The sequence below is a fragment of the Burkholderia aenigmatica genome (genome assembly GCF_048627025.1).
GTDB lineage: Bacteria > Pseudomonadota > Gammaproteobacteria > Burkholderiales > Burkholderiaceae > Burkholderia > Burkholderia aenigmatica.
This window is the reverse complement of sequence record NZ_CP184470.1, coordinates 580,568-592,717: the sequence shown is the minus strand read 5'-3', so window position 1 is coordinate 592,717 and position 12,150 is coordinate 580,568. Positions and strand designations below refer to the sequence as shown.

Sequence of the window (12,150 nt, the reverse complement as noted above, 5' to 3'; positions counted from 1 at the left end):
TAAACTCGATGACATGAAAACGCGCCCCACGAGCCCGTCCGCCGCCGACATCCCGACCGACTTTCCTGATGCTGATGCACTGGCAGCGCTGCGTGCCTGGTACGAGGGCGCATCCTCGCGTGAGGCGGCACACCGGTACATGCAAGATCGGCTCAGCCACAGCCAGTCAGCCCGCGGCGTCATCGGCCAGATCCGCCGGCAACTGGCACTTTATGCCCGTAACCGACAGCGGGCAGATCTGGCCACGCTGTTCGAATGCCCGGCCCAAAAGCGTATGCATCATGCGCGCGCCACCACGCAGGCTGTCGAGCTACTGCGCATCATGCCTGCGCCAGCTCCGCAGATCGGCGACGACATTGCGCACTGGCTGCCGAATCGCGCTGCCCGCACCCTGCACGCGGCCGGCATCCGGACCCTGGCCGATCTCACGGTACGGATTCCGCGTCGCCGGCAGTGGTGGACCGTCATTCCGGGTCTCGGGCCGGCCAGTGCAAGAAGGATCGAGGCCTTCTTTGCCGCGTACCCGGCGCTCACGGAGCGGGCCCGCGCACTGATCATCGCGGATCGGCAGTCAGTCGTGACGCCTTGGGAGCAACTACGGCTACCGCACGAGATCGACGGATCCGCCGGCGCCTTCCGCGCACCGGTGTCGGCCTGCATCCTCGGCGTCGACAACGATTACGACGCTATCCAGGCATGGCTCGCGTTGCACGAATCCCCGGCCACGCAGCGGGCCTACCGCAAGGAAGCCGAACGGCTGATTCTCTGGGGCATCGTTGCTCGCGGCAAGGCGCTGTCTTCGCTGACCACCCGGGATGCCACCGACTACAGGGCGTTTCTGCGCAGACCTACACCGCGAGAACGCTGGGTCGGGCCACCGCGGCCGCGCACATCAACGGACTGGCGCCCGTTTGTCGACAACCTCTCGGCCCGTTCGATTGCGCATGCGCTTGCCGTGCTCAGCGCCATGTTCCGCTGGCTGGTCGAGCAGCGCTACGTCGTGGCCAACCCATTCTCCGGCATCAAGGTACGCGGCAGCAAGCGCGCCATGGCTCTTGAAACCTCGCACGCTTTCACCGAAGGAGAATGGATGCTGACGCGCACCATCGCCAACGGGCTCGAGTGGTCGTACGGCTGGCAGGCGCCCGCTGCGCAACGGTTGCGGTTCATGCTGGATTTCGGCTACGCAACGGGACTGCGGATCAGCGAACTGGCTGACGCCACACTGCGCAGCATCGAAGTCGACGCAGCCGGTGATCACTGGCTGCACGTGGTCGGCAAGGGCGGCAAGCCAGCCCGCGTTACCCTGACACCCCTAGCGCGCACAGCGCTGGACCGATATCTGCAGGAGCGGGGGCTTCCTGTCAGCCGTGCTCACTGGAATCCGACCACGTCCCTGATTGGCAGCCTTGACGACGCCGATGCCGGCATCAAGCCCTTGCGGCTGTGGGAAGTCATGCGCCGGTTTTTTCGGCTCGTCGCGCAGATTATCAAGAACGACCATCCGGTGCTGGCTGAAAAGCTGCATCGGGCCTCTCCGCACTGGATGCGGCACACCCATGCGACCCACGCGATCGCCAGAGGGGTTGAGCTGAGCGCCGTACGAGATAACCTGCGTCACGCGTCGATTTCGACCACGTCGATTTACTTGCATACCGACGATGTAAAGCGGGCACGGCAGTTCGGGCAGGCATTTACCGACTGAGTTACTCGCTCGGCACGTCAGGCAACAAACCGATTGACGTTCACAATGTGGAATGACGGAATTTTCTGGGGTTCCGGCGTAGAACCCCAGGTATGGAACAACCTGGGCCGACTGCTGCATGAGGTCGGCAGGCTGGACGAGGCCGCCGCCGCGTTGAGACACGCGCTGACGCTCGATCACGACCGCGTGCCGACCACGTTCAACCTGAGCCTGGTGCTGCTGGCAATGGGGCAGTACGAAGCCGGGTGGCGGCACTACGAAGCGCGCTTCCAGCCTTCCTCGCACTGGGGCGACGCTTCGTCGTATCGCGTTCTGGCAAGCCTGCCGGCGCCGCGCTGGCAGGGCGAACCGCTCGACGGAAAATCGCTGGTCGTCTGGCCCGAGCAGGGGTTCGGCGATGTCGTGCAATTCGCGCGCTATCTGCCGCTGCTCAAGCAGCGCGGAGTGTCGAGGCTGACGGTGGTGTGTCCGGCCGCGTTGACGCGCTTGATTGCAACGGTCGATGGCGTGGATCGTTGCGTCGGGATTGACGAGGCGGCAACGCTGCCGGCACACGATTACGCCGTCCCGATCATGAGTCTTCCGTTGCGCTGCGGCACGACGCTCGACACGATACCCGCGACGGTGCCCTATCTGCACGTGCCGGCACCGCTCGTCGAGCACTGGCGGGGCAGCGTGCCGGCCGCCGGCCTGAAGGTCGGGCTGGTCTGGGCGGGCGATCCGCGCCCCGATCAGCCGCAGGCACACGCGACGGATCGCCGGCGCTCGCTTCCGGCAAGCGCGTATCTGCCGCTGCTGCAGATTCCGGGCGTAAGTTTCGTGAGCTTGCAGAAGGGCGACACGGCCCGCCGGCAGATCGACACGATTCCGCCATCGCTGCGTCCTGTCGATCCGATGGCGCAGGTGCGCGACTTCGCGGACACGGCGGCGATCATCGCCCATCTGGATCTCGTGATTACCGTCGATACGTCGGTTGCGCATGTGGCGGGCGCATTGGGCAAGCCGGTCTGGATCCTGTCGCGCTTCGACGGCTGCTGGCGCTGGCTCGCGGATCGCGACGATTCGCCGTGGTATCCGCAGGCGCGGCTGTTCCGTCAATCGGAACCGGGGCAGTGGAGCGATGCCGTCGAGCGTGTTGCGGGGGCGCTCGAGCATCTGCGCGACGAACGGAATGCATCGCGCGTGTCGGCGGCACCCCAGGAAGAACTGGATCGGCAATTTTCCCAGGGCCTGCAGCTGTGTCAGCAGCGCCGTTTGGCGGAGGCAGTCGCCTATTACGATGCGGCGCTTTCAACCGCGACGGATCCGTCCGTTCGAGCCTACCTGCTGGGCTATCGGGCGCAGTCGCTCAACGGTCTTGGCCGCGTCGACGAAGCGCTCGAGCAGACCGATCAGGCGTTGCAACTCGATCCTTCCCAGTTGAGTGCGCTATGCACCCGCGCTTACGCGTTGTTGCTGAAGCAACAGTTTCAGTGGTGTCTCGAATGCTGCGACCGGGGGCTGGCATTCCATCCCGACCGAATTGAACTGCTGCACAACCGGACCGCCGCGCTGGCCGGGCTCATGTGCAATGAAGCGGCGCTGGAGACGAGCGAACGCATCCTGGCGCAGAACCCGAACGATGCGAGGGCGCTCAACAACAGTGCGGTCATGCTCGACCGATTGGCGCGTTACGACGAGGCGGCCCGGCGATACAAACGTGCGGTTGCGGTCAATCCCGACGAGCCCTGGGTGCTGGGCGCGTTGTTGACTGCGCAGTTGCGCACGTTCGCCTGGGACGGGCTTGACGGGCTACAGCAGGACATCGCGTCCCGGGTGGCCGAGGGCCGCCCGACCATCGAACCGTTTCGCTACCTGGCCGTATGTGCCGACCCGCAGCAGCAACTGGATGCGGCCCGGATCTATGTGGCCCACCGCATTCCCAGGCCCGCAACGCATTCGGTCTTTCGGGCTGCAGGCACGCCGCGCGGAAAGATCCGCATCGGCTATTTTTCATCGGACTTCCGCACGCATCCGATGATGGAATTGATGGCCGAAGTGTTCGAGCTGCACGATCGGGAGCAGTTCGAGATCCATGCATTTTCGTTCTTCAACGACCCGCGCGACCCGGCGCAGATGCGGGCGCGAACGGCCTTCGATTGCTTTCACGATGTCGACGGCATGACATCCGACGAGATCGTTGCCACTGCGCTGAACGAGACGCTGGATATCGCCATCGACCTGAACGGACACACCATGGGCGCGCGGCCGACGGTGTTCGCGGCGCGCGTCGCACCGGTGCAGATCGCTTACCTGGGCTATCCCGCCAGCACGGGCGCCGACCCTATCGATTACATCCTCGCCGACGAGGTCGTGATTCCGCGCACGCACCGGCACTTTTATTCAGAGCAGGTCATTTACCTGCCGGGGTCGTTTCAGCCCAACGATCGCCATCGCGAGCAGCCCGGCAGGCAGCTGGATCGTTCGGCCTATGGGCTGCCGGCGCACGGATTCGTATTCAGCTGCTTCAACGATCCCGTGAAGCTGCTGCCGTTCATGTTCGAACGCTGGGTCAGCATCCTCAAGGCGGTCGACGGCAGTGTGCTCTGGCTCCACTGTCGAGACAGCGAAATTGCACAGGACAACTTGCGGCGCGAAGCGGCCGCGCGCGGGCTCGATCCCGACCGGATCGTCTTTGCACCACGCGTGCCGTTGGCCGAACACTTCGCACGGCAGGCCTGCGCCGATCTCTTCCTCGATACCGTTCCGTTCAACGCCGGGGCCACGGCAAGCTGCGCGCTTTGGTGCGGGTTGCCGGTACTGACGGTGCCGGGCGATACGTTTGCCAGCCGGTATGGCGCGAGCCTGCTGGCGGCGCTCGGTTTGCCGGAGTTGATCGCGCCGGATCTCGACGCCTATGAGGCCATCGCAGTGGAGCTTGCACGCTCGCCACGCAGGCTCGACGCAATCAGGCAAAAGCTCCGTGACGCGCGGGATCGGTCACCGCTCTTCGACACGCGTCGCTTCGTGCGTCATCTGGAGCACGCTTACCGCATCGTCGTGCAACGCTATGCCAGCGGATTACCGCCGGACACCCTCGACCTGGCGAACGCGGATTGACCACGCCACATGCGCCGGCGCGACGGATATTGGGGAAAAGAATCTGCTGGATAATGCGCGACACAGTAAAACCTGGCGCTCGCACCGCCAAACGAAATTCGAAAACGGCGGAAAAAGCCGGTATGCGGGCCTTTTCGGCCCATGAGATCGAGTCGCCGCCACACCGAACTGGCGTCGCCGATCGGCAATCGTGTGTTGCGTCGAGCAATGTGGCGTAGCGGCAGAAGCATGATGGACGAATCGATGCTGTCGCATCGCATAACTTACTATCGGGGAACGGGATGTCGTTTGATGAGGACTTCAATGGCGTCGCTGCACAGGTGCGCGACGCGGAGGCGGCCGGACAGTTCGACCGGGCGGTTGATCTTTTCCAGGTCCTGTTTGAAAAATATCCACGTCACGACCTCGTGCTGAAACCCTATCTGGACGCACTCTTGCGTCAGGGGCAGACAAGGCAAGCACTCGACGCTTGCGATCGCGCCATCGCCGCGACACCCGAGTCGACCCTGCCGTGGCGCGAAAGGGCGCTGATCTACTTCAATCATCTGAACGATCGCGCCGCCGCCATCGCCAGTTTGAAAGAGGGCCTGGCCGCATTCCCGTCCAATGCGGAGCTGCATCTGATGCTTGCCGACGCGAGTTTTCAGATGCTCGACTTCGATACGTCACGCCGGCATGGCTTGAAGGCGGCCGAATTCGGCGACCTGACCATCGCGTTGCGGGCACGTCATCGATTCCTCGAAGATCATGAAGGTGCCGTACGCATCGCGCGCGCGATCCTGGAGCAGTACCCGACGGAGATCGGCGCGCTCGTGCAGGGCGGCATCTCGCTCTACTTGCTGGGGCGCTTCGAAGAAAGCCTGGGCTATCTGTACCGGGCCGCCGAACACGATCCCTATCGAGGGGACGTCCTGTTTCCCCTCGCGAATCTGCTCTTGCTGCTGGGCGACACGAAGGCCGGCTGGCGCCGATATGACATGCTGGCCGATCTTGCGTCGCTCGGCAGCGGCCCCGGTGTCCTGACCACCCATCACGACCGCTTGTGGCGCGGGCAGTCTCTCGAAGGCAAGCGCATTCTGGTGATCAGCCATCTCGGCCTTGGCGATTGCCTGATGTACGCACGTTACGCCCGGGACCTGAAGGCAGCGGGCGCCCATGTCACGCTCTGCGTCAAACCGGAATTGATGCAGCTGCTGCGCGAACTCGAAGGCGTCGATGAATTGTTGAGCGCCTGGCCGGTCGAGACCTGGGGCAGCTACGACTACTGGATCTTCGAAAACTTGCTGCCCGCGAGACTGGGGGCGAGCGAAGGGGTGGTACCCACCTACCGGGACGGCTATATCAAGCTGAAGGCCGCGGATGCCGCCAGGGCACTGGACGACCGCCGTCGCGCATCCGATCGGCTGCGAATCGGCTTGTGCTGGGACACGTCACCCAATTATTTTGCGGGGCGCGCTCGCAGTCTTGCGCCTGAAGATCTCCAGCCGTTGGCCGGGATTGAAAACGTCGACTGGTTCGTGCTGCAGAAACATCCGCTCGAGCCGGACTTCGCGACGCGTAGCGGACTGTCCATCCTGAATCGATCCGATGAATGGAACGATCTTTACGATACGGCGGTATTTGCCGCATCCCTGGACCTGACCATCTCGATCTGCTCGGCGCCCGTGCACCTGGCCGGCTCGCTGGGCTTGCCCGCGTGGGTCATGCTCGGTGCGCCGGAGTGGCGCTGGGGCGCGCAGGGCGATACGGGGCCCTGGTATCCACAGATTCGGACCTTTCGTCAGGCGGCACCCGGTAACTGGCGTAGCGTTACCGAGGCGGTGCGTGATGCCCTGGAAGCGGAGCGCGGGGGCTTGCGCCGCGTGGCGTGACGGGCGACACGTTGCGGTCGCAACGGATCATCGACGCACGCCCGGCGCGATGATCGTCGCTTTGACGAGTGAGGTGTGCGGTGCCAGGCATCCCGGTGCAATCACGACGCCGTGGGCAATCGTACCGGCAGGTGCGCGTGCCACGGCGCCAAACCTCGGTACCGGCTACTACGCCGAGTCATTGCCGGACAACGCATCCGCCATCTCCCGTACCGGTCTGCTCCAGTCGCCCAACGTTGCCTGCCGATACAACTGCATGGATCGGTACCACGGCGTATCGCGATGGCTGTTGGACCAGCGCTCGTCGCATGCGGCCGACAGCAACACCCACACTGGCCGCCCGAGTGCGCCGGCGAGATGAGCCGGCCCGGTATCCACCGCAATCAACAAATCCAGCGCGTTGAGGACGACGGCGGTATCGCCGAGATCGCTCAGCTCGTCGCCAATGACGCCAATGCCGTGTTTATCCAGCAGCGCTTGCTCTTCGTCGGTGATCTTGCCGAACTGCAGCGCGTGGAAACGGGTCGCCGGCGCACCGAACAATGGCTCGAGTTGCGCCAGTGAGATGGATCGATACGGTTCGTGGCGCACCGACGTATTGCTGCGCCAAATCAAGCCTATCTCGCGAACGCCATCGCGTCGATTGTTGAACGTGTTGGCAAGACGTGGCGTCAGTTCTCGTCCGGTTGGCGCCTGTACGTATGAATTCGTCCAGCTGGGGAAGTAGGGTGTCGTCTGATACCGGACAAACAGGTCAAAGGTGCAGAGGATGCAGTCGCTTTGATCAATGGCATCGCTGGCGTTCTCGACAATCGTGATCCAGTCATAGGCGGCGAATATCGGTGCCAATATGCCTGGTACCTGCAATACGATGGTCGAGGCACCTTCGTCCCGCAACAAGTGCAGATACCGGGAAAACATGATGACATCGCCAAGACCGCCTTCCTGAAGGATGAGCACGCGTCGCCCGGCGACTGGCGCGTCGAATCGAAGCAGCTTGTCGATAATTCGCCCGTACTCGCTCGTATGCGCGGGATAAATATTTGAAACCACGCCGGCTCGCCCCCATGCATCGCGCGATCTCCGATTGAGCGCGTGGGCTTCGCGGAAATGACCTTGCGCGTAGCGTGCGATCACGAGTTCGGCGCTCAACACCCGGAGGTCCGGTTCGTGGTGAAGCTCCGTGAGCGATTGCATCAACAGCGTTTCGGCCTGCGCAAAAAGGCCGAGATGGTTCATGTCGATGCCGATCTGCGCGCGCAGAAACGGATCGTCAACCCGGTCTGCAATTTCCTTCACCACCCGGATCGCTTCTTCGGCGTGACCCGAGCGTCTGAGCGCGCGACACAGCGCAAGCCCGGTGCTCGCGGATTTGTCCCGTAGATAGGCCTGATATGCGCTGTCGAGCACGGAGTGGTCGCTTGTCAAGTTATCCCCTGTGAAATGGAGCCGGCCCAGGCGCGATCATATGCTCGACGTCTGTTTCTGTCTCGGGCACGGTTTGCGCTGTGACGGGCGCTTCAACCTGGCGCAACGAGAGCGGCGACCTCGGTGACAGGCGCTCGCCTTCGCACCGGCCAGTGTTGCGGAACGATCCCGATTATCTCGCATTGCTTGCACGACGCGGTGCGTTCTCGGCAAGCCGGTTGCCAATCGAAACGAGTAGGCGGCAATTGCGTCCCGATAGCGCCGATACCGTTGCATATGGATTGGCACATCGTGCTGCCGGTGTGGTTTCAACTGCCGTCCGTTCGGCGCGATGTCCCATTCATTCCATCATTTTTTGCACCTTTAGAGTGTGGCAAGATTTTCCTAAGATGCAGGCTTCATCACAAGGAAATCAACATGAGTACACTTCGCTTGCCCTACCAGACGCTGTCGCCCGACGCTTACCGAGGCTTCGGCGCCACCAAGAAAGCGCTGGAGAAGAGCAGCCTCGGGAAACAGTTGATCGAACTGGTTTACCTGCGGGTTTCGCAGATAAATGGCTGCGCCTTCTGCCTGGAGATGCACGCGGCGGCGCTGCGCGCCGGCGGTGTGCCGGATGCGAAGCTGGACAGTCTGGCCGGCTGGCGCGTGAGTCCGCATTTCAGCGAACGCGAGCGCGTGGCGCTGGCCTGGACGGAATCGCTGGCGGACGTGGCGGAAAGCCACGCGCCCGATGAGGATTTCGAACCGCTGAAGGCACATTTCAGCGACGCCGAAATCGCCGACCTGAGCTTCGCGGTCGCGCTGATGAGCGCCTTCAATCGTTTGGCGATCGGCATGCGTCAGTGAAGTTCGGATGGGTCGCATTCGCTACCCGCGAAGTGCCCGACCAGTCCGGCAACGCGCTTGCCGATCCGACGTTGAGCAGTCCGCTTAAAAAATCGTTCTCCAGGCTTGCCGGGGCCTCACCTCCGCCGACGGCTCGTTCGACGTCGGGCCGGCGGTGCCGGACACGTCGACCGCGCACGCCCGCAACCACCGTTCCCATGCCGTGATCGGGTTTGGATGCACATCGATCGGTGCGTCGGGTCGACCCGCGTCCGGTCGCCCTTGACTGCCGCCAGAGCCGCTTTGGCACGGGCCGTGAGTGTGGCATCGACACACCCTTCGCGCGGCGTACCGGAGTGTTCAGTTTCCGTACACGTCGATGCCTCGCCCCACCGACCGGCGCGGGTGCGGCGGGTGGGAAGAAACCCGGATAGCGCCGCGTGCTCCCGGTCGCCTACCGTCGCGCGGATGCCGGTCGGGGCGATCACGATCCCGATTCGGCGGGTCGCGATTTCTTCAGGAGCGTACATGGATAGCAGCAACAACACGGCACTGTTCGACGCCGCCCTCTGGCACGGCAACACCTTCAACGGACGCTGGCACGCCAGCCCGCACGTGGCCGACGTGATCGAACCCGCGACCGGCAACACGCTCGGCCGCATCGGCGTCGCGGACGGTGCGGCCGTGGCCGACGCGGCGGTGGCCGCGCATCGCGCGCAGCGCGCGTGGATCGGCCTGCCGTACGACGAACGCGCGGCGGTTCTGCGCCGCGCGGCCGCCGTCGCGGAAACGCACTTCGATGCGATCGTCGACTGGCTCGTGCGCGAAAGCGGCTCGACGCGCTCGAAAGCGGCGTTCGAGACTTCGATCACGATCAAGGCACTGCACGAAGCGGCCGGGCTGCCCTCGCGCGCGGCCGGCGAAGTGCTGCCGTCGGCGGCGGGCCGGCTGTCGCTCGCGCGCCGCCGCCCGCGCGGCGTGGTCGGCGTGATCTCGCCATTCAACTTCCCGCTGTACCTCGCGATGCGCGCGGTCGCGCCCGCGCTCGCGCTCGGCAATGCAGTCGTGCTGAAGCCCGATCCGCGCACTGCCGTGAGCGGCGGTGTCGCGATCGCCCGCGTGTTCGAGCTCGCCGGCTTGCCGGAAGGCGTGCTGCACGTGCTGCCCGGCGACGGCGCGGCCGGTGCGGCGCTGGTCGCCGATCCGCACGTCGCGATGATCCAGTTCACCGGCTCCACCGCGGCCGGGCGCAAGGTCGGCGAAGCGGCGGGCCGCCACCTGAAGAAAGTGTCGCTCGAACTCGGCGGCAAGAACTCGCTGATCGTGCTCGACGACGCCGATCTCGAGCGCGCCGTCGCCAACACCGCATGGGGCGCGTACCTGCACCAGGGCCAGATCTGCATGGCGACCGGCCGCGTGCTCGTGCAGCGCAAGATTCACGACCGCTTCGTCGCGAAGCTCGTCGAGAAGGCCCAAAGTCTGCGGGTGGGAGACCCCGCGACCGCGGACGTCGGCCTCGGCCCGCTGATCAATGCCGCGCAGCGCGACCACGCGGCGAGCCTGGTCGACGCGGCCCGCCGTGCCGGCGCACGCGTCGAGACGGGCGGCGGCCATCGCGACCTGTTCTTCGAGCCGACCGTGCTGAGCGGCGTCGCGCCCGGCAATCCGGCGTTCGACAACGAGATTTTCGGGCCGGTCGCGGTCGTCGTGCCGTTCGATACCGACGAGGATGCGATCGCGCTCGCGAACCAGAGCGAATACGGCCTGTCGATGGCGATCCTGTCCGCCGACGTCGGCCGCGCGCTCAGGATCGGCGAGCAGTTGAACACCGGGCTGTTGCACATCAACGACCAGACGGTCAACGATGAAGCGATCAATCCGTTCGGCGGCGTCGGCGCATCGGGCAACGGCTCGAGCATCGGCGGCAGCGCGAATTGGGAAGAATTCACGCAGTGGCAGTGGCTGACGATCAAGGGTGAAGCGCCGCTGTACCCGCTTTGACAAGGAGACCGACCATGTACACCGAAAACGATACACGCGTGATGACCGCAGCCGTCGCGCGCGCCGCCGGCGCACGCTTCTCGATCGAATCCGCCCGGATCCGTGCGCCGCGCGGCGACGAGGTGCTGGTGCGCGTCGTCGCGACGGGCCTGTGCCACACCGACCTGATCGTGCGCGACCAGTACTACCCGGTGCCGCTGCCGGCCGTGCTCGGTCACGAGGGCGCCGGCGTGGTCGAGGCGGTCGGCCCGAACGTGAAGACGCTCGCCGCGGGCGATCACGTCGTGCTCACCTATGGCGCGTGCGGCCACTGCACGTCGTGCGTCGGCGGTCACGGCGCGTACTGCCGGCAGTTCTTTCCGCTGAATTTCGGCGGCGCCGACGCCGACGGACAGACCGCGATCCGCGACGCAGCCGGACAGCCGCTGCACGATCATTTCTTCGCGCAGTCGTCGTTCGCGAGCTATGCGCTCGCCCGCGAGAACAATGCCATCAAGGTGCCGACGGAAGCGCCGCTCGAACTGCTCGGGCCGCTCGGCTGCGGGATCCAGACCGGCGCCGGCGCGGTGATTCATTCGCTCGCGGTGCGTCCGGGCAGCAGCTTCGCGAGTTTCGGCGCGGGCGCGGTCGGCATGAGCGCCGTGATGGCCGCCCGCGTTGCGGGCGCCAGCACCATCATCGCCGTCGACATCGTCCCGTCGCGGCTCGCGCTGGCCCTGGAGCTCGGCGCGACGCACGCGCTCAACAGCAAGGAAGTCAACGTCGTCGACGCGATTCGCGAGATCACCGGCGGCGGCGTCGACTTCGCGCTCGAATCGACCGGGTTGCCGGCCGTGCTGTCGCAAGGGATCGACGCGCTCGGCTCGCGCGGCACGATGGGCGTGGTGGGCGCGCCGAAGCTCGGCACGAAGGCCGAATTCGACGTGAACAGCCTGCTGCTCGGCGGCCACACGATCCGCGGTATCGTCGAAGGCGACAGCGTGCCGCAGACGTTCATTCCGCAGCTCGTGCAGCTCCATCTGCAAGGGCGGTTTCCGTTTGACCGCCTGGTGAAGTTCTACCCGCTCGAGCAGATCAACCAGGCAGCGGAGGACAGCAGCAACGGCCTGACGCTCAAGCCGATCCTGCGTTTGCCGCATTGAGCGCGGGGTGCCGCCGCCATGGGCGACCCCAAGTCGACCACACGCGGCGGCGCCCCCGTGGAAAACACGCTGTTTC

7 protein-coding genes are annotated in these 12,150 nt (G+C 65.0%); 6 read left to right on the top strand and 1 reads right to left on the bottom strand.

The features are described 5' to 3' along the window. The first annotated feature begins 13 nt into the window (after positions 1-13). From ACN8ZM_RS35015 to ACN8ZM_RS35005, 3 genes are all read left to right on the top strand, one after another. Positions 14-1,705 (top strand): site-specific integrase, encoded by a 1,692-nt coding sequence (locus ACN8ZM_RS35015; protein WP_007180429.1) that lies wholly within the window; start codon positions 14-16, stop codon positions 1,703-1,705. Positions 1,706-1,738: 33 nt separating this feature from the next. Continuing rightward, entirely contained in the window at positions 1,739-4,804 is a 3,066-nt protein-coding gene (locus tag ACN8ZM_RS35010; RefSeq protein WP_420213312.1) for a glycosyltransferase family 9 protein, read from the top strand. Between the two features lie 281 nt (positions 4,805-5,085). Then, positions 5,086-6,675, top strand: coding sequence for a tetratricopeptide repeat protein (locus tag ACN8ZM_RS35005; RefSeq protein WP_420213311.1), 1,590 nt, complete (start codon positions 5,086-5,088; stop codon positions 6,673-6,675). 168 nt (positions 6,676-6,843) lie between these two features. On the opposite strand, the gene ACN8ZM_RS35000 is transcribed toward ACN8ZM_RS35005, so the two are convergent. Next, positions 6,844-8,103 carry a glycosyltransferase family 9 protein gene (locus ACN8ZM_RS35000; RefSeq protein WP_420213310.1) on the bottom strand — a complete coding sequence of 420 codons (1,260 nt, stop codon included), beginning with the start codon at positions 8,101-8,103 and terminating at the stop codon, positions 6,844-6,846. 417 nt (positions 8,104-8,520) lie between these two features. Between ACN8ZM_RS35000 and ACN8ZM_RS34995 the strand changes: the two genes are divergently transcribed. From ACN8ZM_RS34995 to ACN8ZM_RS34985, 3 genes are all read left to right on the top strand, one after another. Next, positions 8,521-8,952 carry a carboxymuconolactone decarboxylase family protein gene (locus tag ACN8ZM_RS34995; protein ID WP_089454421.1) on the top strand — a complete coding sequence of 144 codons (432 nt, stop codon included), beginning with the start codon at positions 8,521-8,523 and terminating at the stop codon, positions 8,950-8,952. A 507-nt stretch (positions 8,953-9,459) separates the two neighbouring features. Further along, complete coding sequence (locus ACN8ZM_RS34990; protein ID WP_089454422.1) at positions 9,460-10,932, top strand: benzaldehyde dehydrogenase; 1,473 nt, start codon at positions 9,460-9,462, stop codon at positions 10,930-10,932. 14 nt (positions 10,933-10,946) lie between these two features. Further along, complete coding sequence (locus ACN8ZM_RS34985) at positions 10,947-12,074, top strand: NAD(P)-dependent alcohol dehydrogenase (protein WP_420213309.1); 1,128 nt, start codon at positions 10,947-10,949, stop codon at positions 12,072-12,074. The last annotated feature ends 76 nt before the right edge of the window (positions 12,075-12,150 follow it).

Coding starts and splice junctions, on each gene's coding strand:
- ACN8ZM_RS35015 (WP_007180429.1), top strand. CDS start 14: ATGAAAACGCGCCCCACGAGCCCGTCCGCCGCCGACATCCCGACCGAC.
- ACN8ZM_RS35005 (WP_420213311.1), top strand. CDS start 5,086: ATGTCGTTTGATGAGGACTTCAATGGCGTCGCTGCACAGGTGCGCGAC.
- ACN8ZM_RS34995 (WP_089454421.1), top strand. CDS start 8,521: ATGAGTACACTTCGCTTGCCCTACCAGACGCTGTCGCCCGACGCTTAC.
- ACN8ZM_RS34990 (WP_089454422.1), top strand. CDS start 9,460: ATGGATAGCAGCAACAACACGGCACTGTTCGACGCCGCCCTCTGGCAC.
- ACN8ZM_RS34985 (WP_420213309.1), top strand. CDS start 10,947: ATGTACACCGAAAACGATACACGCGTGATGACCGCAGCCGTCGCGCGC.